Annotated in this window: 17 protein-coding genes; 8 read left to right on the top strand and 9 right to left on the bottom strand. The window is 45.4% G+C overall.

The genetic code is table 11. The annotated features are described in order from the left end of the window. Position 1: 1 nt before the first annotated feature. From folP to rlmE, 3 genes are all read right to left on the bottom strand, one after another. On the bottom strand, positions 2-832 hold the full coding sequence (folP, locus tag EJ063_RS14435) for a dihydropteroate synthase (RefSeq protein ID WP_126575061.1): 831 nt from the start codon (positions 830-832) through the stop codon (positions 2-4). A gap of 51 nt (positions 833-883) precedes the next feature. Continuing rightward, positions 884-2,848 (bottom strand): ATP-dependent zinc metalloprotease FtsH, encoded by a 1,965-nt coding sequence (ftsH, locus tag EJ063_RS14430; RefSeq protein WP_126575060.1) that lies wholly within the window; start codon positions 2,846-2,848, stop codon positions 884-886. 108 nt (positions 2,849-2,956) lie between these two features. Further along, a complete protein-coding gene (rlmE, locus tag EJ063_RS14425) occupies positions 2,957-3,586 on the bottom strand; it encodes a 23S rRNA (uridine(2552)-2'-O)-methyltransferase RlmE (RefSeq protein ID WP_126575059.1) in 630 nt (209 codons plus the stop codon). A gap of 113 nt (positions 3,587-3,699) precedes the next feature. On the opposite strand from rlmE, the gene yhbY reads away from it, so the two are divergent. Then, positions 3,700-3,996: a ribosome assembly RNA-binding protein YhbY gene (gene yhbY, locus EJ063_RS14420; protein WP_126575058.1), complete on the top strand. Its 297-nt coding sequence runs from the start codon at positions 3,700-3,702 to the stop codon at positions 3,994-3,996. A gap of 71 nt (positions 3,997-4,067) precedes the next feature. On the opposite strand, the gene greA is transcribed toward yhbY, so the two are convergent. Then, on the bottom strand, positions 4,068-4,541 hold the full coding sequence (greA, locus tag EJ063_RS14415; RefSeq protein WP_126575057.1) for a transcription elongation factor GreA: 474 nt from the start codon (positions 4,539-4,541) through the stop codon (positions 4,068-4,070). 535 nt (positions 4,542-5,076) lie between these two features. On the opposite strand from greA, the gene EJ063_RS14410 reads away from it, so the two are divergent. Together EJ063_RS14410 and dacB are read left to right on the top strand one after the other, a co-directional pair. Then, positions 5,077-6,120, top strand: a complete 1,044-nt coding sequence (locus EJ063_RS14410; protein ID WP_126575056.1) for a porin — start codon at positions 5,077-5,079, stop codon at positions 6,118-6,120. Positions 6,121-6,219: 99 nt separating this feature from the next. Beyond that, positions 6,220-7,650 (top strand): serine-type D-Ala-D-Ala carboxypeptidase, encoded by a 1,431-nt coding sequence (gene dacB, locus EJ063_RS14405; protein ID WP_126575055.1) that lies wholly within the window; start codon positions 6,220-6,222, stop codon positions 7,648-7,650. On the opposite strand, the gene EJ063_RS14400 is transcribed toward dacB, so the two are convergent. Both EJ063_RS14400 and tyrS read right to left on the bottom strand, forming a co-directional pair. Next, a complete protein-coding gene (locus EJ063_RS14400; RefSeq protein ID WP_126575054.1) occupies positions 7,629-8,474 on the bottom strand; it encodes a magnesium transporter in 846 nt (281 codons plus the stop codon). The genes dacB and EJ063_RS14400 overlap by 22 nt on opposite strands. Before the next feature lie 440 nt (positions 8,475-8,914). Continuing rightward, positions 8,915-10,102, bottom strand: a complete 1,188-nt coding sequence (gene tyrS, locus EJ063_RS14395) for a tyrosine--tRNA ligase (RefSeq protein WP_126575053.1) — start codon at positions 10,100-10,102, stop codon at positions 8,915-8,917. Positions 10,103-10,231: 129 nt separating this feature from the next. On the opposite strand from tyrS, the gene shyC reads away from it, so the two are divergent. Further along, positions 10,232-11,518, top strand: coding sequence for a peptidoglycan DD-endopeptidase ShyC (gene shyC, locus EJ063_RS14390; RefSeq protein WP_126575052.1), 1,287 nt, complete (start codon positions 10,232-10,234; stop codon positions 11,516-11,518). 52 nt (positions 11,519-11,570) lie between these two features. On the opposite strand, the gene EJ063_RS14385 is transcribed toward shyC, so the two are convergent. The 3 genes from EJ063_RS14385 to erpA all read right to left on the bottom strand — a co-directional run bounded on the left by EJ063_RS14385 (position 11,571) and on the right by erpA (position 16,386). Further along, entirely contained in the window at positions 11,571-14,687 is a 3,117-nt protein-coding gene (locus EJ063_RS14385; protein WP_126575051.1) for an efflux RND transporter permease subunit, read from the bottom strand. A gap of 11 nt (positions 14,688-14,698) precedes the next feature. Further along, on the bottom strand, positions 14,699-15,778 hold the full coding sequence (locus tag EJ063_RS14380; protein ID WP_126575050.1) for an efflux RND transporter periplasmic adaptor subunit: 1,080 nt from the start codon (positions 15,776-15,778) through the stop codon (positions 14,699-14,701). Positions 15,779-16,044: 266 nt separating this feature from the next. Continuing rightward, the gene (gene erpA, locus EJ063_RS14375; RefSeq protein WP_008073305.1) at positions 16,045-16,386 is read right to left on the bottom strand and encodes an iron-sulfur cluster insertion protein ErpA; all 342 of its coding nucleotides are present in this window, start codon (positions 16,384-16,386) and stop codon (positions 16,045-16,047) included. A 252-nt stretch (positions 16,387-16,638) separates the two neighbouring features. On the opposite strand from erpA, the gene hemL reads away from it, so the two are divergent. The 4 genes from hemL to EJ063_RS14355 all read left to right on the top strand — a co-directional run bounded on the left by hemL (position 16,639) and on the right by EJ063_RS14355 (position 23,988). Continuing rightward, entirely contained in the window at positions 16,639-17,931 is a 1,293-nt protein-coding gene (gene hemL / locus EJ063_RS14370) for a glutamate-1-semialdehyde 2,1-aminomutase (protein ID WP_126575049.1), read from the top strand. Between the two features lie 262 nt (positions 17,932-18,193). After that, positions 18,194-19,285, top strand: a complete 1,092-nt coding sequence (locus EJ063_RS14365) for an AI-2E family transporter (RefSeq protein ID WP_126575048.1) — start codon at positions 18,194-18,196, stop codon at positions 19,283-19,285. Between the two features lie 84 nt (positions 19,286-19,369). Then, a complete protein-coding gene (rsmC, locus tag EJ063_RS14360; RefSeq protein ID WP_126575047.1) occupies positions 19,370-20,392 on the top strand; it encodes a 16S rRNA (guanine(1207)-N(2))-methyltransferase RsmC in 1,023 nt (340 codons plus the stop codon). A 209-nt stretch (positions 20,393-20,601) separates the two neighbouring features. Next, positions 20,602-23,988, top strand: a complete 3,387-nt coding sequence (locus EJ063_RS14355; RefSeq protein WP_126575046.1) for a response regulator — start codon at positions 20,602-20,604, stop codon at positions 23,986-23,988. Positions 23,989-24,586: the final 598 nt, after the last annotated feature.

The raw sequence follows: 24,586 nt of genomic DNA, 5'->3' as shown, positions 1-24,586 counted from the left end.
CTCAACGGTTAGCGTTAACCATTGAGACGATTTTTACAGCATCAAGCGTTTGTTCAAAATCATGAACACGAATAATTTGAGCCCCTTTCATGGCAGCAATTGTAGCGCAACCCACGCTAGCAGCCACACACTCTGAAGGGGCTTTTTCTAATAATTTGAAGATCATAGACTTGCGAGACATCCCCGCGAGGATTGGCAAACCAAACTGATGGAACTGCTCCAAATGAGCAAGCATGTGATAATTATGCTCAATGGTTTTGCCAAAGCCAAAGCCGGGATCGAGAATCAATTTCTCTCTAGGGATACCAACCTGTTCACAAGCGGTAATGCGTTCTTCAAGAAACTCTCCCACCTCTTTCAGTAAATCTTCATAGTGAGGGTTCGCTTGCATCGTCCTAGGTTGGCCTTGCATGTGCATCAAACACACTGGCAGACCGGTTTCGGCCGCCACTTCTAGCGCACCCGGTTCTTGCAAGGCTCGAACATCGTTAATGATATCAGCACCAGCACTCGCAGCTTGTCGCATCACTTCCGCTTTACTGGTGTCGATAGAGATCCAGACATCGTAGTGCTGACGAATGGCTTTGATAACAGGGATAACACGATTGAGCTCTTCTTCCAATGCGACGTCTGGGGCGCCCGGTCGTGTAGACTCACCACCAACATCGATGATAGTCACACCTGCTTCAATCATACGTTTCGCTTGCTGAAGGGCATTGTCGAGAGAGCTGAACTGTCCACCATCAGAGAAAGAATCTGGTGTGACATTAAGTATGCCCATGACTTGAGGTGTCGATAAGTCTAAGGTTTTGCTGTTTGCCGTCATTATCATAATAAATACAAAAACCCCGAGTTTCCCCGGGGTTTATTTTATCGTTTTCGATTACTCTGAGTCTTTTTTCTCAGGCGCTTCTACTGATTGTTCTTCAGTTGTCGCTTTATCTTCTACAGGTTGCTCTGCTGGTTTCTCTTCCGCTTTGCCTTCTGTCTTTTCTTCAGGCTTCGCTTCCGGTTTGTTCGCATTGTCACCCCAACCTGCTGGTTCGCGAATGTCTTCTTTGCGATCCATTAGGTCATCAATCTGACCCGCATCAATGGTCTCGTACTTCATCAATGCATCTTTCATTGCATGCATGATATCCATGTTTTCTTCAAGGATCTTCTTAGCACGAGCGTAGTTGCGGTCGATGATTTGACGAATTTCAGTATCAATCAGCTTAGCGGTGTCATCAGACATATGTTTAGTCTGAGTCACGCTGCGACCTAGGAAGACTTCACCTTCTTCTTCTGCATAGAGAAGAGGACCAAGCTTTTCAGAGAAGCCCCACTGAGTCACCATCTTACGAGCAATATCGGTAGCACGTTCGATATCGTTTGAAGCGCCTGTTGATACTTTGTCTGCACCGTAGATGAGTTCTTCAGCTAGACGACCACCATATAGGCTTGAAACCATAGACTCTAGATGCTGACGAGACATACTTACGCGATCTTGCTCTGGTAAGTACATAGTCACACCGAGTGCACGGCCACGAGGAATGATCGACACTTTGTACACTGGGTCATGTTCAGGAACAAGGCGACCAACAATCGCGTGACCCGCTTCGTGGTACGCGGTTGATTCTTTTGTCTCTTCCGACATCACCATAGAACGGCGCTCTGCACCCATCATGATCTTGTCTTTCGCCAGTTCAAACTCAACCATAGACACATTGCGCTTATTACCGCGAGCGGCAAACAGTGCTGCTTCGTTCACTAGGTTAGCAAGGTCAGCACCAGAGAAGCCAGGAGTACCACGTGCGATTAGAGATGGCTCTACGTCACCTGAAAGAGGGACTTTACGCATATGTACTTTTAGGATCTGCTCACGGCCACGCACATCTGGTAGACCAACCACAACTTGGCGGTCGAAACGACCAGGACGAAGCAGTGCTGGGTCAAGTACGTCTGGACGGTTAGTCGCAGCGATAACGATGATACCTTCGTTACCTTCGAAACCATCCATCTCAACAAGCATTTGGTTTAGTGTTTGTTCACGTTCATCGTGACCACCACCAACACCAGCGCCACGCTGACGACCTACGGCATCGATCTCATCGATAAAGATGATACAAGGTGCTGCTTTCTTTGCCTGCTCGAACATGTCACGTACACGAGATGCACCAACACCAACGAACATTTCAACGAAGTCAGAACCAGAAATAGTAAAGAATGGCACTTTCGCCTCACCGGCAATGGCTTTCGCTAGAAGCGTTTTACCTGTACCAGGAGGACCTACCATTAGAACACCTGTAGGAATCTTACCGCCCAGTTTCTGGAAGCGGCTCGGATCACGTAGGTAATCTACCAGTTCTTTTACGTCTTCTTTTGCTTCGTCACAACCGGCAACGTCTGCAAAAGTAGTCTTGATTTGCTCTTCGCTCATCATACGAGCTTTGCTCTTACCGAAAGACATCGCGCCTTTACCGCCGCCGCCTTGCATTTGACGCATGAAGAAAATCCACACACCAATCAGTAAGATCATTGGGAACCAAGAAATAAAGATTGTACCTAGTAAGCTCTGCTCTTCAGGAGGCGTACCTTGTACTTTTACGTTTTGGTTAATTAGGTCATCAAGTAGCTTTTGGTCGTAGACCGGCATGTAAGTAACATAACGCGAGCCGCCGCCACGACGAGTGAAAGAGATCTCACCGTCTTTAAAAGTTGCTTCCTGAATCTGGCCTTGGCCAACTTCCTGTACAAACGTGGTGTAATCCACCGCTCTGCCATTACTTTCCCCAGGGCCAAAGCTCTGGAATACCGACATCAATACGACAGCGATAACAAGCCACAGAATTAAATTTTTTGCCATGTCACTCAAGGTGTCAGCCTCTCGATAACTAATTGTAATTAAAGGTAGGGTACTACAGTTTATAACCTGTAGCTATAGTGTTAACTTGCCTCCCAGAAGGCAAAATAGTTAACCTTTGTAACCAGTGGCTACAACGAAGACTTCTCTCGAGCGGGCTCGTGATGAGTCAGGTTTTCTAATTTTTACGACTTTAAACATGTCGCGGACTTCTTTCACAAACTGATCGAAGCCTTCCCCCTGGAAAACCTTTACAACAAAGCTACCATTAGGGGCTAGAACTTGTCGACACATATCTAAAGCCAATTCAACTAAATACATAGCGCGAGGCTGATCTACTGAGTTATTGCCCGCGATATTAGGTGCCATGTCAGACATAACCACATCGACCATTGAAGGTTGAATGCGCTCTAGTAGAGCATCTAGCACCGCTTCTTCGCGAAAATCACCTTGTAAGAAGCTTACGCCAGCAATCGGGTCCATTGGTAGTAGGTCACACGCAATGATTTGCCCTTCTTCACCTATTAGCTTAGCAGCATATTGAGACCAGCCACCTGGAGCTGCACCCAAATCGACAACCGTCATACCTGGTTTTAGCAGTTTATCTTTAGTCTGGATCTCTTCAATTTTAAAATAAGCTCTTGAACGATAACCTTTTTTACGAGCTTCGTTCGCGTACTTATCATCAAAATGCTCTTTTAACCAGCGACCAGAACTGGCCGAGTGTTTCTGTTTACTCATTGGTTTCCTAATAGATAGAGGGAGCAACTAACCCAATAAATTATAGTCTTCAAGGTTAGATGGCGTTAAAATGGTATTTTTCAACCCTTATAGTAAAGAAAATTGGCCGCGTAATGAACCTAAGCACTAAACAAAAGCAGCATCTAAAAGGCCTAGCGCACAGTCTAAAACCTGTTGTGCTTATGGGCGCAAATGGACTAACTGAAGCTGTTCTAGCGGAAATCGAAATCGCTCTAAACCACCACGAGCTGATCAAGGTTAAAGTTGCATCTGAAGATCGCGATACTAAAAACCTAATCATTGACGCTATCGTTCGTGAAACAAAAGCTGAAAAAGTACAAGTTATTGGTAAAACACTTGTGCTTTTCCGTCAAAGCGAAGAGCGTAAAATCGAAATACCACGTAAGTAATCTTACGAATCTCGGTAATAAAAAAGGTCGCATCTGCGACCTTTTTTGATATTTAGGCTGATTGATTAAGCTTAAATGTATTCTACGCTATCGATTTCGAAATCACGCTCACCACCTGGCGTAGAAATCACGACTTCGTCACCTTCCATTTTGCCGATCAGGCCACGAGCAATTGGAGAGCTCACTGAAATACGACCCGCTTTGATATCCGCTTCATCATCACCCACGATTTGGTAGGTTTTCTCTTCTTCAGTATCCACATCAATCAGTGTAACCGTTGAGCCAAAGATAACTTTACCGTTGTTATCCATTGTCGTCACGTCGATCACTTGTGCCACAGACAGCTTGTATTCGATATCACGAATTTGCGCTTCACAGATACCCTGCTCTTCACGTGCTGCGTGGTACTCGGCATTCTCTTTAAGATCGCCCAGTTCGCGTGCTTCAGCAATCGCTTCTGAAATTTGAGGGCGAAGCTTTAGTAGGCGCTCTAGTTCTACGCGTAGCTGCTGTTCGCCACGCAGTGTCATTGGGACTTTTTCCATTCTGTACCTCTTTGCCAAAGTTCTCTTTGGACAAAACAAAACTACCCAATCCACAGGATTAGGTAGTGAGTTAACTAACGATTTCTTCTAGTGTAAACAAACTTAGCAACTAAATCACCTTAAATCCATCAGGGGGTGAAAAACACCCCTGTATAGAAATTGGCCAAGATTATACTTAGCAAAAATTAAGTTTATTAATCACTTAGATGAATAAAAAAAAATAAATCCATTCTTATTTACATTTCGTTCAACAAGAACAAAAAATCAAACAAAGTCATATACTTGATAATTTTTTACCCAAAATAAAACACTGTTCATAACGAGCTTTTATATCGTTTTACTACCTCTTTAAGGAACTTTAGCGGTACAACATTGCTCACCAGTTGTTCGGACAGTGAATCTGTTTATTTCATATTTATGACTAATGTCTCACATATGAACATTGATTCACTGGAACAATAAGTAGAGTATGAACCATCAGTGGGGCATGGCTCGCAAAATAACTATTTATGGACAGTAAATTAGGACTAATAAGATGAACAAAACTCTGATTGCTTTAGCAGTTTCAGCTGCAGCAGTGGCAACTGGCGCAAACGCGGCAGAAATCTACAACCAAGACGGTAACTCTATCGAAATGGGCGGCCGTGCTGAAGCGCGTCTATCTGTACAAGATGGTAAAGCTCAAGACAACTCTCGTATCCGTCTTAACTTCCTAGGTAAAGCACAGATCACTGATGGCCTTTACGGTGTTGGTTTCTACGAAGGTGAGTTTACTACTTCAGACTACAACGCTAACGGCTCTAAAAAAGACAGCGGTACTGATACTATTGATAACCGTTATGCCTACGCTGGTATCGGCGGTGACTTCGGTGAAGTGACTTACGGTAAAAACGAAGGTGCTTTAGGCGTTATCACTGACTTTACCGATATCATGGCTTACCACGGTAACTCTGCTGCGTACAAAATTGCAGTTGCAGACCGTACAGACAACATGCTTACTTACAAAGGTCAATTTGCTGACCTAGGTGTTAAAGCAAGCTACCGTTTTGCTGACCGTATCAATGTAGATGAGAACGGCAACGCAGACACAAACGGTGACTTCTACTCTGATAACAAGACAGACGGTTACTCTCTATCTGCTATCTACGCTCTAGGTGAAACAGGCGTTAAACTAGGTGCTGGTTACGCAGACCAAAACACTGGTAACAATGCGTCTTCTGACCAATACATGCTTGCAGCATCTTACTCAATCAACGACCTATACTTCGCTGGTACATTCGTTGACGGTCAAGACAAAGTTAACAGCACTAAGACAGATAACACTGGTTACGAATTCGCTGCTGCTTACACAATGGGTCAGACTGTATTCACAACTACATACAACTACCTAGAAGAGAAGACTTCAGGCACTAAAGAAGATGCTAAAGACAACATCGCTGTTGATGCAACATACTACTTCAAGCCTAACTTCCGCGGCTACGTTTCTTACAACTTCAACCTGCTAGATGACAGCAAGTCATACATCTCTAAAGCAGATGCTGAAGACGAACTAGCTCTAGGTCTACGTTACGACTTCTAATTTATGGCTTAATGTCATGAATCTAAGACGCCCGCTCTCTAGCGGGCGTTTTTTTTACTCGCTATACTGAAATTTCTCTCATCGACCACGACTTCTATCATGCGACTGCTTAGCTCCTTATCTCTTACCTCTATCTTGTCACTGTTGTTTAGCTCTTCTGTCTTAGCTTATGCGCCATTGAATCAGTTACCACAAGGAAGCCGAGTGGCGATAAAAGTCCAATCACTCGATGCCGATACGAACTACGCCACGACAGATAATCAAAACCAGCTATTCCCCCCAGCAAGTACCCTAAAATTAGTCACCGCACTGGCAGCAAAGCTCGAACTAGGCGATGACTTTTCATATCAAACCTCCATTGAGCAAGTTGGGAAGGATATTGTTATTCGCTTTAGCGGCGACCCAACGTTGACCAATAAAGATCTACAGCAGCTGCTTAGTGCAATGCGTCAAAAGGGTATACAAAAAATAGAAGGGAATATTTGGCTCGATAACACCGCTTTCACTGGTTACGATCGCGCGGTGGGTTGGCCATGGGATATTTTAGGAGTCTGTTATAGCGCACCAGCAAGCGCCATCACACTGGATGATAACTGCGTACAAGCTTCGATTTATACACAAGAGAATGGAAAAACACGCGTCCACGTTCCGGAGCATCAACCCATCTATGTAACCACACAAGCGAAATCTGTCTCTAAGCGAGAGCAAGAGAGCAGCCAGTGCGATTTAGAATTACTCTCTTCCCCTGATAATCACTACCAACTGCAAGGCTGCTTACAAAATAGAAGTAAGCCGCTACCACTCAAATTCGCCGTACAAGATCCCTCTCTTTATACTCAAAGAGTGTTGAATTCACTGCTATCAAAACTCGACATATCACTAGCTGGTCAAATTAAAGTGGGTGCGCCAACTCAATCAGGAAAGACACTGGCCATACACCGCTCAGAAAAGCTACCTGCACTGCTTGAGACTATGCTGAAAAAGTCTGACAACCTAATAGCAGATAACCTAACCAAAACATTAGGTGCTCATTTCTTTATTCAACCGGGTAGCTTTGGCAATGGGACCATGGCGATCAAACAGATCTTGTTTTCACACACGGGTATCGACCTAGAACATACACCACTAGCCGATGGTTCAGGGTTATCGCGCAACAACCGCTTCACCAGCCAGAACATGGCAGCTGTACTGCGCTACATCTGGAAGCACGATCAGCAACTCAAGCTTATTGAGTTGATGCCAACGTCAGGCACAAACGGGACATTGAAATACCGTCGAAGCATGAGAAAAGATCCGATCAAAGGAAACCTGATCGCAAAGAGTGGCTCTCTGTATGGCAGCTCAAACATGGCTGGATTTGGCGTTGATAAATCAGGTAAGCCAACCACCTTATTCGTTCAATTTGTTGCTGACTATCATCCACCAAAAACAAAGAGCAACGATACACCGACCGTTGCTCCTATCACTCAATTTGAGACGTTATTCTATAAGGATGTCGTAAAGTTCAGTCAGGCGATACCTAAGAAGTAGTTCACGACGGTGAAATAGATCCACATACCTGATATATCAACAATTGACGCTAATACTGGACTCACAAGCACTGCTGGGTCCAGTTTGAAAGCGCGCGCTAAAATAGGCAGCAATCCTCCCAGTGTCGTGGACATGGTAACTTGGATAAACAGAGCCACCGCAATCGCTAATGCGATGGTATTAAGCTCAAAGCCGCCGGTGCTGCTGCTATCACTAAACAGCAATATGCGCCCAACAATCACTAAAGCTATCGCTAGCGCTAAACACAGCGCGACTCGGCTCTCTTTCCAAAACACATCCAGCCACTGCCGTTTTCTTAACTCTCCTGTTGCCAGAGCTCGAATCACTAACGTCGCGGCTTGCGTTCCTGTATTGCCACCAGCGGCCGCTATCACCGGCATATAGATCGCCAGTAATACAAGTTGGCTTAACGTATCTTCATACTGGGCAATAATCAGTCCAGAGACGATACCAAGCAATGCGAGCGCTATAATCCAGCCGATTCGTTGCTTAACATGCTCTATCACTGAGGTATCTAGATAGCTGCTCGGCGTTTCTACTTCTGAATGGATAAAACCAAGCTGGTGAGCATAATGCCTCGCTAGCTTGTCATGCCCTTCTACTTCTAAGGCTGAAATTAACTGTTGCACATAGCCGATAGAACAGTGGTGAAGTATGGCTACCGCTTCTTCAACAGGCATTACCGTTAATAGGTGGACTTGTTGCGTTTGCTCATAACGCAGAAATGCATTGCGAGCTGCCCCAATCTCTTCATTAGAGAAGTGAGGTGTATTTTCAATGTAAGTATTGCTCATTACCGTCATGGCGAATCTCCCGATTGGCAGTAGGTAACGACCATCAAACACTCATAGCGTTAAAATGCATTGGGGTTCGGTCATAAATGCCAATAAGACATAGCCCAACCAAAGAGTTCTTAGCTAAGTGAGTATTTAAGTACTAGTTTCATGGAGAAAAAAGAGAGGAGTCAGAAAAGAGTGGACAGCTCTACCACAGAGGTAGAGACAAATATGACAATACCGATGTGGACTATTTTTCTCCCTTGCTACTAGGAGGATGGTCGATATTGTTCATAAAAATCTCCGAATAAACTGCCAGACTGGCAGCGCAAGAATGCTAACAAAACCCGTAAGAAATGTCTGTCAAGAAAAGGTCAAGATGAGCCTTTTTCTGCCTAGAGAATTCACTCGCTTCAAATACAAAAAAAGCGCCAAAAAATAGGCGCTTTTATTCCAAGCAAACTTAATTACTTGATAATAATACGAGCAAATTTACGCTTACCAACTTGGAATACGTAAGTACCCGCTTCTGGTGCAAATTTAGAGTCGGCCACTTTCTCGCCTTCAATCTTAGCTGCACCTTGCTTAACCATACGCATCGCTTCTGAAGTAGACGCACATAGGCCAGCTTCTTTCAGAATGTTGCTCACTGGAAGACCCGCATCAAACGCAAACTCAGGCATTTCAGCTGGGATCTGGTTCTTAGCAAAGCGGTTCACAAACTCTTGCTCAGCGGCATCTGCATCTGCTTGGCTGTGGAAACGAGCAATGATCTCTTTCGCTAGCGCCACTTTCACGTCACGTGGGTTTTGGCCCGCTGCAACGTCAGCTTTTAGCTGTGCTACTTCGTCAAGAGGACGGAAAGAAAGCAAGTCGTAGTAGTTCCACATTAGGTCATCAGAGATCGACATGATCTTACCAAACATTTCACTTGGTGCTTCGCTGATACCAATGTAGTTATTGGCAGACTTAGACATCTTCTTCTCGCCGTCTAGACCAACAAGAAGAGGCATCATAAGAACAGCTTGAGGCTTTTGACCATTGGCTTTTTGCAGTTCACGGCCCATTAGCAGGTTGAACTTCTGGTCTGTACCACCAAGCTCTACGTCTGTTTCCATTGCTACTGAGTCATAACCTTGTAGGAGTGGATACATAAACTCATGAATAGCAATAGGTTGACCGCCAGCATAACGCTTTTTAAAGTCGTCACGCTCTAGCATACGTGCAACTGTTTGGTTTGCAGCTAGACGAATCATACCTTCAGCACCCAGCTCAGACAGCCATTCAGAGTTAAACTGAATTTTTGTTTTAGCTGGATCTAGGATTTTAAACACTTGCTCTTTGTACGTCTCAGCGTTACGCAGAACATCTTCACGGCTTAGCGGTGGACGAGTGTTATTTTTGCCCGTCGGGTCACCCACCATCGCGGTAAAATCACCGATAAGGAAAGTAACGTCGTGGCCTAGTTCCTGAAATGCACGAAGCTTGTTGAAAATAACTGTATGACCTAGGTGGATGTCCGGTGCAGTTGGATCGGCACCTAGCTTAATGCGAAGAGGTCGACCCTCTTTCAGCTTAGCAATCAGTTCTTCTTCTGGAATTAGCTCTTCAACACCACGCTTAATCTCTGCTAGTGCAGCTTCAATGCTCGCCATTCTTGTTCACTCCCACAGATTTGGCAAAAATTTAATAGTTTGCCATCTTACTTGAATAGCGATGCTTTTTGAAACCAGTTAGACTAAGAAGCTTCGCTTTTTTACTGAATTTTTTAGAACGGACATAAGATGTTGTCGCTTTTCGCTCGACTTCCATGGATTCACCGAGCACTTATCGCCTTTTTTAGCGCACTTATCGTCATCGCGCTGTTTCTTCCTGCGCCGAAAGACCTTCGCCAAGAGGAAAGTAATTACCAAGTTGGTAAAGCTTACCCATTATCAATCGACCTCGATGATTTTAATGAATCAACGACGTCTTCAACACTTGCGGTATTACGTTGGGAAAAACACACCATTGGTTCTGGTGATAGCATGGCGTTGCTATTCCAACGAGCGGGCCTCTCCTCCCGCCTGCTGTACCAATTAACGTCCACCAATAACGACATTAAACGTCAGCTGACACGAGTGCGTCCGGGCGACACATTCCAGTTAGGCTTCGACGCCGACAATCAGCTAGTTCAGATCACACGCCAGCTGAGCCCCTACGAAACGTTTGTTGTAACCAAATCGTCAAAGGGTTACACCTCTGCCGTTGATAAGAAAGACGTTCATTTCCAATATAACTATGCCGAAGCCGATATTACGTCTAACTTCTGGAACGCTGGCATGACGGCAGGTTTAACGGCCAATCAGATTATGGAGTTAGCGGGGATCTTTGGCTGGGACATCGACTTTGCATTAGACATTCGAAATGGCGACTATTTTAAGATTCTCTATCAAGAGAAAGTGGTTGAAGGTGAAGTGGTTGGCCGTGGCAAGATCATCGCGGCAATCTTCAAAAACCAAGGGGATACGTTTACCGCGATTCGTGACGATAAAACCGGTAACTACTACGATGAAAACGGCCGAGCGATGAAAAAAGCCTTCTTGCGCTCACCGCTTGATTTTCGCCGTGTGAGCTCTAACTTCAACCCAACCCGTCGCCACCCTGTGACTGGTAAAGTAAGGGCACACCGTGGTACGGACTACGCTGCACCAGTTGGTACACCAATTTGGGCTGCCGGTGATGGTATTGTGCAAAAATCGAGTTACAACCAGTTCAATGGTAACTACGTCTTTATCAAGCACAGCAACACTTATATCACTAAGTACCTGCACTTAACTAAACGAACTGTGAAGACTGGCCAACGAGTCAAGCAGGGGCAAACTATCGGTACGCTTGGCGGAACGGGGCGAGTCACAGGCCCACACTTGCACTATGAATTTTTAGTCAACGGTGTTCACAAGAACCCAAGAACCGTGAAACTGCCACAATCTAAATCTTTAACAGGCAAAGCAAAAACCACCTTTATTGCCAACGCTAAAATTAGATTAGAGAAGCTTGAAAGGTACGGCGAATTGCTCGCAACGCCTTAACCTTTAAGACAAAAAAAAGACCCACTGATGTGGGTCTTGTTGTTTCTGGGGGCTATTCCGCTTCTATTACCTTATTAGCAGACTCTTCAACCTTGTGTTGCTTTCCTAGCATCAGTAAACAAGGCGTTAATACCAAAGTAAGTACAGTAGCAAACGCCAGTCCACCAGCCACAGCAGTTGCGAGCTGAGACCACCACTGCGTGCTCGGGGCACCAAACTCGATTTTCTGGTTAATCAAGTCGATGTTCATTTCAAGCACCATAGGCAACAGGCCTAAAATTGTCGTCACTGTTGTGAGCAACACCGGACGTAAACGCTGAACACCAGTGCGCAAGATCGCCTCTCGTTTATCTAAACCGCGTTTTAGCAGGCGGTTATAGGTATCGATCAAGACAATATTGTTGTTGACCACAATACCGGCCAAGGCAATCACGCCAATACCTGACATAACAATGCCAAACGGTTTTTGGAACACAAGTAATCCAACAAAAACCCCCACCGTCGAAAACAGCACCGCACTTAAGATCAAGAACGCTTGATAGAAACTATTAAACTGAGTGATCAAAATCAGCGCCATAACAACCAAGGCCACCAAGAACGCGTTTTGTAAGAACGCAGAAGAATTTTCCTGCTCTTCATTTTGGCCACGGATTTTAAACTCGACACCTGGCGGTAGATCAAGTTGTGCCACCGCTTCGGTGATATTAGGTAGCTCGAGTGCGAGGTTATAGCCCTCTTTCATGTCGGCCATAATATTAATGACACGCTGACCGTCAATGCGGCGAATCGTATCTTGCTTATGCTCGGGCACGATAGTCGCAAAGTTGGTGATCGGTACGAGCCCCGCCGGAGTTTTCACTCTCAACTGATCAAAGCGACCAATATCGCGCTTCTCTTCTGGGTAACGGACCAAGATATCCACTTCTTCTGTAGAGTCATCGGGCAGGTAATCACCAATCTTAAGTCCATTAGTGACAAACTGAACCGTATTACCTACTAATGTTGCATCTGCAGCAAAACGAGAAGCGTCATCTCTGCGAATATCAATTTGCCAATCAATCCCCTCTTTGCTCGAAGTATCGCTTAAGTTAGTAAAGGCTGGGTAATTATCTGCCCAGTGCCTTACCATTTTCGCGGCACTGTCTAAGTTATCAGGAATGCGAGCCGACATTTCGATCACTAAGTCATGAGCCACTGGAGGACCTGCATCTGGGAATTTGTATTCAATCTCAACCCCTGCGTAATTGTCCGTTTCCTGTTTAAGCTCTTCAATGATCGCCTTCACTTGTCGGCGGTACTGCCAATCGACAGGGGTGATTTGGATCTGACCGATTTCGTCATCACCGCCAGTACGAGTGTAAACACTTTCAAACTCATCATGGCCGAGCATGACTGACTCAATATCTCGCATGATGACGTCTTTTTCATTCAGGGAGAGATCACCATACGATCGCACTTTAACAGTAAAGAAAGGAGGATCTACCTCTGGGAAGAATTCTGCACCTAACCCTGCTTTTGCGTATGTAAAGCCAACGCCAACAGCCAGCAAAATGGCACTGAACAAGATCTTTAGAGGATGTTTAATCGCGATATCTAAGGTATGAAAATAGAGCTTCGTGATGCCTGTTGCCTTAGAAAAATCACCGTCATGCAAGGCAACCATTTTCTCGCGTTGCGCCGACGTCACGTGCTGCGGACGGCCAATTAAGCTCCCTAGAACCGGTACAGAAAGAAGCGCCATCGCAAGTGATGCCGTTAATGTCGCAATCAGAGTCAAAGGCAGGTACTTCATGAACTCACCCGTGACATCTGGCCAAAACAGCAAAGGGGCAAAAGCCGCAAGTGTTGTTGCTGTCGAGGCGGTAATCGGCCACGCCATGCGTTTTGCTGCATCTCGATAAGCTTCTCGCCTTGGCGCTCCTTCTTGCATTCGCCTGTCAGCAAATTCCGTCACGACAATGGCACCATCGACAAGCATACCGACCGCCATGATCAGTGAGAACAGCACGACAATGTTGATGGTCAAACCAAACACAGATAGAACTAATAAACCGGTTAAGAAAGAGCCGGGAATTGAAACACCAACAAGGAAAGCGGTACGAACACCGAGAATCGCGATAATAACAATCACCACCAGAATGATCGCTGAAAGGATGTTGTTTTGCAGATCGTTAAGCATAATCTTAACGTCTTTAGACTGATCCCATGTGTATTTGACGAGCAAGTTATTTGGCCAGTCCGGACGCTTTTGCGCTTCAGCTAGCACCAACTTGATCAAATCCACCGTTTCTATGATGTTTTCACCAGCGCGCTTTTTGACATCCATAACAACGGCAGATTTGCCATCTAATCGAGCGTAACTTTCAGGATCTCTAAATGCTCTTCTTACGGTGGCAACATCTCCAAACGTGATCACCTGCTTGCCGTCAACTTTAACCGGTAAATCCAACACATCTTTCAGAGAGTCAAACACCGAAGGGACTTTGACAGAAAAGCGACCATAACCGGTATCAACGAAACCAGCAGCCACCACTCGGTTATTAAGCGCAATGAGATTATAGATATCCGCTTGATCAAGGCCGTAGCTTTCCATCAAAAGTGGATCGACAATGATTTCAACGATGTCTTCTCGATCACCGGCAATATCCACTTCTAATATTTGTCGGTAGCTTTCGAGCTTATCTCTTAACTGACGGGCTATATGAACAATGGTCCGTTCTGGAACCGTACCGTAAAGCACAACAGACAAAGCCGGCTCTTCTGATGCTAACGTCACCTCATTCACAGTCGGCTCATCACTGTCACTTGGCAGTTTGGGCTTGGCTAAGTCAACGGCATCTCGCACATCCGCCATGGCTTTATTTAAGTCAACGCCAACGCTGAATTCCAACATCACAGAGGCATGACCTTCGGCCGCCGTCGAGGTCATTTCTTTAACCCCTTCAATGGCTCGAAGCTCTTGTTCTATCGGCCTAACGAGCAAGCGCTCCGCATCGCTAGGCGAGATACCTTGGTGCCCTACTGAGACATAAATAATAGGGATAGTGATGTCAGGACTCGACTCTTTAGGAATCGTGACATAAGTGCCTATCCCTGCCAGTAATATAAAGACCAGCAGCACCAACATGGTTCGAGTGCGCGATAAAGCGGCATCAATCAATGCAAACATAATCGAGACTCCTAGTTTTGTTCGACAGCGATGACTCGATCACCATCACGGACAAAACCTTGCCCTGTCGTCACGATCTTCACGCTCTCTCCCAACCCTGAAAGCCAAACACCATCTTGCTCTGCTTTTACTAATTGGATTGGAACAAACTCGATGACTTCACCTTCCAATGTTTTCACGCCCAAGTTACCCGCCTCATCCAGCGCGAGCATTGCTGGGGTGACTTTGATCGCCAGTTGATCTTGGAGGTTCAAAGAAACTTCAGCACTGATACCCGCAGGGATCTTTTGCTCTGGATTCGCCATTTCAATCTCAATTGGGAATGTGTTGGTTGCGGTAGAAGAAACACGTGAAATGTAACGGACTTTGCCAACCGCTTCTTGCCCATTGATAAAGCGAACCTTAGCTTCTTGGTTAAGTACTAAATCTTGGATATGGCGCTCGCTGATGTCAGCTTCAATGATAATTTGGCCCAGATCGAGCAATGTGGCCACTGGATCGCCTACACCAACAAAATCCCCTTTTTCAATAAATAAGTGGTCCACAATGCCAGAGAAAGGAGCAGAAACCGATGTGTTTCTAAGCGCAATTCTTGCATTGCTGACCATGGCTTTGGCTTCCACTAAGCCTGCCTGAGCATTAGTAAAGGCCACCTCGCCTTGCAAGCCTTTGCTCTTTAGAGATTGAGCCGCTTTGAACTCTTTCTCTTTTACTTTAAGCATCGCTTGGGCTCGTTGAAGCTGAATCTCCAAATCACCTTTATCAATAAAGGCAATAACCTGACCTTGCTTAACGACATCGCCTTTCTTTACTTTTAATTGCACTATCTTACCAGCGATTTCAGCGCCAAGTTTCGCCTGCTTGTCAGGGGCTGTACGGCCATAAAGGTCGACAGGTTTATGCGTTGATTCAGCCTCAAACTTTGTGTAAGCCACTTTGGCTAACGGGATCTCCTCTACTTTATTCTCTACCGAAGGCTCCTCTGCTTTGAGCATACCCATGCCAAGCCAGAAACTGAGTAATACAACCAAAATAAGAGAAATCAAATAGGGGCGAGCAGCGAAGAACCGCAAGGGAGAGAATCTAGCCATGAACTATCCTTAGTAATGCTATGTGTGCGTTATTGGTTTAGTTTTGTAGCGTTCTAGTCAGCGGTCGTATGTTTTACCGACTGAAAAATAAAAGTAAGTGATAACTATTAACCAGAATATAAATTAACCAACCATAAATAAAATGAACTTGCGTGGTAATTTAGGCTAGGTCTCAGTTTCTAGAATAAACGTGATGTGTAAAGCGGTATGAATAGATACAAAAAAGGCTGCGATTGCAGCCTTTAGAAATTTATAGCGATCGTGTATTACACACTGAATGATGCACCACAACCACAAGTGGTGGTCGCATTTGGATTATTGACGAAGAAGCGAGAACCTTCTAGGCCTTCCGTATAGTCAACCTGACCACCGACAAGATATTGTAGGCTCATTGGGTCAACCACTAAGGTTACGCCACTGTTGACGATTGTCGTATCGCCTTCGTTAACGCTTTCATCAAAAGTGAAACCGTATTGGAAACCGCTACAGCCACCACCAGTGATGTAAACGCGCAGTTTTAGATTCGGGTTTTCTTCTTCAGCAATCAGCGCCCCAACTCGGCTAGCGGCTGCGTCTGAAAATGTTAGTGGGATATTTACTTCGCTCACGATGACCTCTCTCAGTCGTCTCTACCCAGACCGCTTTCACCATCTGGAGTTTTATCTTCTAATATTAGGCTGATTATCTAATACCTGAGTGAAGCGTTCAAGTATTCACCACTTTTGAAGCCATTTTTTCCCCAATATCTGCCCTATTTGATGTCAAATCACTCAGAATGTGCTGCAAAGCGTTTTATTCCATTGGTTCGGGCAGGTACAATGCGAGCCAAATTGGTCCGAGCAATCAAAAGAGGATATCCCATGACCAAATCAGCAGACTTATTTGAAAAAGCACAGCAAACCATTCCTGGCGGCGTAAACTCTCCAGTACGTGCTTTTAACGGCGTTGGTGGCGCACCGATTTTCGTTGAGCGTGCCGATGGCCCATTAATTTTTGATGCTGATGGTAAAGCGTACATCGACTACGTTGGTTCTTGGGGCCCAATGATCCTAGGTCACAACCACGCTGTTATTCGTGAAGCTGTGATCGATGCAGCGCAACGTGGTTTAAGCTTTGGCGCGCCAACAGAAATGGAAATCGCCATGGCTGAGCTGGTTTCTGAACTCGTACCATCAATGGAACAAATCCGTATGGTGAGCTCAGGTACAGAAGCGACTATGAGTGCGATTCGCCTAGCTCGTGGTTACACTGGCCGCGATAAAATCATGAAATTTGAAGGCTGTTACCACGGCCACGCTGATAGCCTATTAGTTAAAGCAGGTTCTGGCGCGCTAACACTAGGTCAACCAAGCTCTCCTGGTGTGCCTGCAGACTTTGCAAAACATACCCTAACCGCAACATTTAACGATCTTGACTCAGTACGTGAGCTGTTCGCGGCAAACAAAGGTGAAATCGCTTGTATCATTGTTGAGCCAGTTGCGGGCAACATGAACTGTATTCCACCAGTAGAAGGCTTCCACGAAGGCCTACGTCAAATCTGTGATGAAGAAGGCGCCCTACTAATCTTTGATGAAGTTATGACTGGCTTCCGCGTTGCTCTTGGTGGCGCCCAAGGTTACTACAACATCAAGCCAGACCTAACTACGCTAGGTAAAGTGATTGGTGGCGGTATGCCAGTAGGCGCGTTTGGTGGCCGTAAAGAAGTGATGCAATACATCGCTCCAACAGGTCCTGTTTACCAAGCAGGTACACTTTCAGGTAACCCTGTAGCCATGGCTGCGGGCTTCGCATGTCTTAACCTACTAAAAGAAGAAGGCAATGAGAAACGCCTAGCTTCTAAGACTAAACAACTGGCAGATGGCTTTAAATCACTGGCAGAGAGTCACGGTATCCCATTGGTTGTTAACCAAGTAGGCGGTATGTTTGGTTTCTTCTTCACAGAGCAAGAGACAATCACTCGCTACGAAGACGTAACTAAGTGTGATATCGAACGCTTTAAGCGCTTCTTCCACCTAATGCTTAAGCACGGTGTTTACCTAGCGCCTTCAGCATTTGAAGCAAGCTTTACTTCACTCGCGCACGGCAGTAAAGAAATTGAAGCAACGCTAGAAGCAGCAGACCGCTGTTTTGCTATCCTTGCTCAAGAAGCTTAATTAGCTCCCTCTTACTTATAAAAAGCTGCCTAGTGCAGCTTTTTTTATTGCCAGTTAAAGGCCACCAGCAGGAGTAGCCCAATCATAACTAAGCGAAACCAAGGTATTGAGCGCTTAGTTTTATGACTTTTTTGACAACCTTCACTTTTCTCACAGCATCCCATAGTTTTGACTCACCTCTGATACTCATTTGATTCTTCGTTGATAACTCCCTGTTTTACAGCCATTATACTGATACAACGTCAAACTAATGGACAGAATCGTGTCAGACAAAGTCAAAATCACCTCAAGCCACTGGGTTTTAGTTACTGCCCTTTTGGCTGCAGGGCTTGCCTGTTTTTTACTGGTTGAGCCTTATATCAACTCGATAGTGATGGCTTTCATCATTTCCTTATTGATGTTTCCAGTGCACGAGTGGATTGAAAATAAGCTGCCTAAGCACCCTAATATCTCCTCCCTGCTCTCATGCGTGGTGTTAACTTTTATTATTGTTGTCCCACTGTTATTTGTGTTTGCGGCCATCGTTCAGCAAGGTTCAACCTTTTCTCAGAACGTCTATCAATGGGTTACTCACGGTGGCATTCAAACGATCTTCGAACACCCATGGGTCGTAAAAGGACTCTCGTTAGTCAACACTTACCTACCTTTTGATACCATTGAGCCACAAGAGATTGCTCAAAAGGTCGCTCAGTTTGCAACATCATTTGGCAGCAATTTAGTGGGTATCAGCGCGAAAATTTTAGGTGATGCTACAAGCTTCTTGATGGATTTCTTCTTGATGCTGTTTGTGCTGTTTTTCTTACTTCGTGATCACGACAAGATCATCAGCGCAATTCGCCACATCCTTCCTCTTTCACGCAGCCAAGAAGACAAGCTGCTAGATGAAATCGAGCAAGTTTCTAAGTCTGCTGTGATGGGCTCATTCCTTACCGCGATTGCACAAGGTCTCGCGGGTGGTATTGGTATGTGGCTAGCCGGTTTCCCGGGACTGTTCTGGGGAACGATGATGGGGTTTGCCTCTTTCATCCCTGTCGTCGGTACAGCGTTAATCTGGATTCCTGCCGCTATCTACCTCTACTTAACTGGTGATAGCTCTTGGGCGATTTTCCTTACCATCTGGAGCATTGCTATTGTTGGCTCCATTGATAACCTGTTGCGCCCGCTACTCATGCAAGGCAGCGGCAGTGCAGGTATGAGTACGTTAATCATCTTTTTCTCACTGTTAGGTGGTCTGCATTTATTCGGTTTGATTGGCCTTATTTACGGCCCATTGATCTTTGCCATCACCATGGTGCTGTTCAATATTTATGAAGAAGAGTTCCAAGGCTTCTTAGATCAGCAAGATCGAAGCTAACCTTCACTACTCGAGTCGATTTACCACTACACCATGAGGGAGGATTATGCGAAAATCCTCCCTCATTTTTTATGCGAGTCCATTATGTCTGCTTATATTGCCCCTAGTCAGATCGCCGAGCGCCAACTGGCTTACTTTAAAGGTAAACACGTATTAGTTGCTGGTGAAGCGGAAGATCTGTTCCCTGTTGAACTGGCTAATCACTGTGAGTCAGTGACAGTTTTCACAACGAACTACGGTTACTACAGACAATTAGCTCCGCATAAACAAATCACTTCTGCATTTGGGGCTGAATTCACCCAAGAAACGTCCGCCGACCTGGTCCTGCTCTACTGGCCAAAAGCCAAAGCTGAAGCTGAGTTCCTATTGTCAATGCTAATGGCGAAGCTTGGTAAAGACACTGAAATTGTCGTAGTTGGTGAAAACCGCTCTGGCATTAAGAGTGTTGAAAAGATGTTTAAGTCTTACGGCCTGATCACCAAGTATGACTCTGCACGCCGTTGTTCATTTTACTGGGGTCAATGCACCCAAAGCCCTGCAAGTTTTGAACTCGAGCAGTGGTTCAAAACCTACCAGGTGGATTACAAAGAAACGTCTCTCACCATTAAGAGCTTGCCTGGTGTCTTCAGTCACGGTGAATTTGATATCGGTAGTAAGCTGCTACTTGATACTCTACCGCCCCTAAACGGTAAAGTGCTCGATTTTGGTTGCGGTGCTGGTGTGATCGGTAGCGTGATGGCCATTCTTAATCCAGGTATTGAACTCGATATGTGTGACATCAGCGCATTAGCGGTTGAATCAAGTAAAGCAACACTGGTAGCGAACGGACTAACTGGAAACGTCTTTGCTTCCGATGTCTACTCTGACACCAGTGACAATTACAACTTCATCATCAGTAACCCTCCGTTTCATGCCGGTCTAGATACCAGTTATAGCGCGACTGAAACTCTGTTAGCTAAAGGACCTAGTAAGCAAGTTCGAGCAGGGCAACTGTTTATTGTTGCAAACAGCTTTCTTAAGTACCCGCCAATTATTGAGCAAGCTTACGGTAATTGTGAGACGCTAAATAAGACCAACAAGTTCGCTATTTACCAGGCAAAGAAATAGTCACTTTAGCCACTTCCCACGGCAGATTGACCAATCTCTAAGCGCAATTAAATAAAATTGCGCTTTTCTCCACGCTTTCCCTTCGACTTACTTGTCAAAGTAAAAAAACTCGTTAATTTTGTCATCTTAGGATAATAACGTTTTTGCCTCACTTGCCGTCACGCACTGTGGACTGCAAGCTGAATTTTCACGGAAAGTCTAATTCGATCATGTTTAAGCTGTATAGAAAGCAAAAATTCAAACGCTTACAGAGTACCCTGATGCTCGCATTCCTTGCCTTGAGCATTACTCCTCTTACTGTTATTGCGATCTTTTTCTTACAATCTCACACCCAAGATCTACAAGAACAGAGCACCTCTCACCTTGTTTCTGTTCGAGACAGTAAACAGCAGCAAGTCATTGATTACTTATATGCTAAAGAGTCAGAAGTGATGGGCTTTGTTCGTTCTGAGCTTGCGTATGCCAGTGGCGGGCGCTTCTACGGACTCGTCAACGCATTCCAAAATTTGGGCGTCGATCTAGAGCAAGCTCGTCAATATGCTCAAAAGCGCTACATTGAAGGCTCGGGCAATCAAATTAAGACTTCAATCTTGCCGCAGTCATCGAATTATAACGGGACTGAGCGCTACCGCTTACTCCACAAACGTTACCACTGGGCATACCAAGAGCTACTAAAGCGTTCCGATTTTGATGATATTTTACTGGTTGATAGAGATGGTAATGTCACCTACTCCATCTACAAACATGATAACTACGGCACTAATCTACTGAGCGGGAAATATAAAGACGCTAACTTAGGCCAAACCTTCACTAAACTGCGCAATTTAGTCACCGAAAAACGTAAAACGAATGAAGACTTTACCCCTGTCATCATCTCTGATTTTTCTCAAGAACAGGGCAAGAGTGTGGCGTGGCTAGGCGCGCCTATTATTCAGCAGGGGTATTTACACAGCTACGCCATGTTTAGACTGCCAAACAACGGCATCACTAAGCTGATTGCAGACACCAATAACATTGCTTCGATGAAGACGCTGCTCGTGGGCAGTGATCATCAATCTCGAACCCTTGCTTACGAACAAGAGGACATCGATAAAAGTCGTCAAGTCGTGGAACTCGCTCTATCCGGTTTAACCAGCGTTGGTACCTACTCGAACACCGAAGACGAGGCGATCATTGCCGCTTACAGCCCGATTTCGGTAAAAGGGATAGATTGGGCCATCGTCGTCGAAGTCCCAGAAAGTGTCGCTTTTGCACGAGTTCACCAACTGGAAACCCTCTTCATTTTTGCCATGCTCACTGCCATTCTATTAGTGGTGATGGCTTCACATTACTTATCGAACTTCATTACCGCCCCACTGCTCAAACTCACATGGGTTGCAGAAAAAGTATCCGCCGGCGATCTTGATACCGACATCAATAACACTCAGCGAAAAGATGAAATCGGGCGATTAGCGGTCAGTTTCGAACGCATGCAGCGATCAATTCGCGAGAAAATCCTACTGATAAAACAGCAAAACGAAGAACTGGAGAGCAACCTAAAGCTCATTCAGAAACAAAATGAAGAGTTACAACTGGCAAACAAACTCAAAGATGAGTTCTTAGCGACAACCTCTCATGAACTGAGAACGCCTTTACATGGCATGGTCGGTATCGCTGAGGCCTTAGCGTCTGGTTCCAACGGCCCAATTACCGCAGAACATAAATACCAACTCGATATCATCATCAGTAGCGGCCAGCGTTTGGCAACCTTGGTGGATGATTTGTTGGATTACCACAAAATGCGTTACGGCAACCTAGATATTGAAACCTCCGCTGTGGATCTCTCTGGTGCAACCCGACTGGTTCTTGAGCTTTCGTCACACCTGCTCGGCAATAAACCCATTCGTATTATTAACCAAGTCCCTAATGAGCCGGTTTGGGTAAGTGCCGATCCACAACGATTGGAGCAAGTGCTATATAACTTGGTTGGTAATGCGATCAAATATACCAGTGAAGGAAAAATCGTTATCTCCGCTAGTGTGGTTGATGACAATATCCGCGTTCAAGTGGTCGACACCGGTCAAGGTATTCCAGCAGAGCAGCTTGAGCATATTTTCGAACCACTCATTCAAGCAGGTAGCGACTCTAGCCGTTATCGCCAAGGGGCGGGCTTAGGCTTATCCATTAGTCGTCAATTAATCGAATTGATGCAAGGCTCGCTCTATGTAAGTAGCCAACCAATGGTCGGCACGACCTTTAGCTTCACACTGCCTATTGCTTCTTTAGAGCAGATCGAAGTCGCTAGCCAGTATGAGATGCCACACTTTAAAGCACCTGAGACGGGTAATATCGAGCTAGCAGAACCTGCAAGCCTGCCAGAGAACCCAGACGGCCCGCTTCTTTTGGTCGTAGATGATGAACCCGTCAACCTAAGAGTATTGGACAGTTTCTTACGCTTAGAAGGATACCGGGTACGCACCGCAAAAGACGGCATTGAAGCACTAGCCGCAATAGAAAGTGAAAAGCCAGAATTACTTCTGCTAGATATCATGATGCCTGGCATGAGTGGCTATCAAGTATGTGAAACTCTACGCGAAACATACGATCACGCCGCATTACCCATCATTATGCTCACGGCTCTAAACCAAACCGATGATCGAGTACGTGGTTTTAGCGTTGGCGCTAATGACTACTTATCGAAACCATTTAATAAGCAAGAATTGGCCGCCCGTATTGTTGCTCACTTAACGGCGAGCAAAGCTGAGCAAAGACGTCTTGAGAACCAAGCGTTGCAGCTAGAGTTAAAACATCGCGCCATGGTTGAAGCAAGCTTACTTGAGACTCAAGGACGACTACTCGAACAACTAGAGACCGCACCTGAAGCCATTATCTGTGTCCGTGAAGACAATAAGGTACGTTTTGCCAACGAAGCTGCCTCACGCTTGTTCAAGCGCTCTACTGAACAATTAAAGCGCTCTAATGCTGATGAGCTGATTGCGCCAAAGTTCCTAAGTGTTGTCCAAGAGCACTACTGTGGTGTGATTGATATCTACGTCGAAGATGTTCGTCAGCACCTATCTGCCGACATCCTGAAACTTCCAGATGGCGCTGGCTTGAAGTCGATGTACATATTTAACGTAGGCGGTAGCATCAATGCGACGAGAATTAATAACTTAGAGACAGCGATTGAAGCGCTCTCAAGCTTTGCTTTTGAAGGAGATAAAGCCAAACTACAGGAGCTGAAAGAACTGGGTGGAGAATTCACTCGATTAGCAGATCGCGTTGGTAGCGACAGCAAATCAAAACAAGAGGTCATGCGTGAAGTCTTAGTGGATGCCATGACAAGTGCCTTGTTCTATTGGGAGTCAGTGACTGGACAGACTAAGTTTGCTTTCGCGGAACAAAGTGGCTTGTGGCGAGTTTACTTAGACCGAAGTACATTGCAGACACGAACTCTCGACAAGTACCTAAGGCCAGAGACTCTGCCTAAGACACCACGCTGGAGAACCGTTCTCAGCTCTCTTGACTACATCCTTGAGCACTGCAATGAGAAGAGCCCTGAGCGCACCCACATAGAAGCGCTGAGAGATAAGCTACAACACCTTCTCACCAGCTAATCCCCTTTCAATACCTCTTAATAAAGCCTGCATAGCGCAGGCTTTTTTGATCTATCAGCCACGTATTCTGGATAGCATTGGAGTTATTACGTAGAGTAAAACAACCCCAATACACGACAAAATCGCCACCTCCACACAGAGCTAAAATGGCAATCGCAAACGTTTTTAGCCAGGTAGTCAGACAAAAAGAACTCATATTGCGAAGGCAATCACAACAAGACGGCAGTTTTTAATTAAGTACGTAAATTAACAAGAAAGCAGGCTAGTGACACAAGTCTCACGAATCAGATACGAGCAACAACCCCAAAAACAACAAAAAAGGAGAGGTAAGTAAACACTAACAAACTACGAGCAAGGTAGAGCATAATGCGACAGACTTCAAACCAACAAAGCTGTTCAAAAAGCCATCGAAAAATTACTTTTTAACGTTATTGACGGCGTTTTGTGGTCTTTTGACGATTTTAACGGGAATAGCAATTGCGAAAATTAACGTTAAGGTGTTTTCTTACTGTGCCTAAGGCCTACAGGCCACTCTCGAACTTTCACCTCCTCCGGAAAAAGTTCACCTGAAGAGGTAGGCCTTAGTGAGTGTTTATCA

Source organism: Vibrio aquaticus (genome assembly GCF_003970385.1).
Classification (GTDB): Bacteria; Pseudomonadota; Gammaproteobacteria; order Enterobacterales; family Vibrionaceae; genus Vibrio; species Vibrio aquaticus.
The sequence above is the reverse complement of the archived record's forward strand: the minus strand, read 5'-3'. Positions and strand labels throughout refer to the sequence as shown.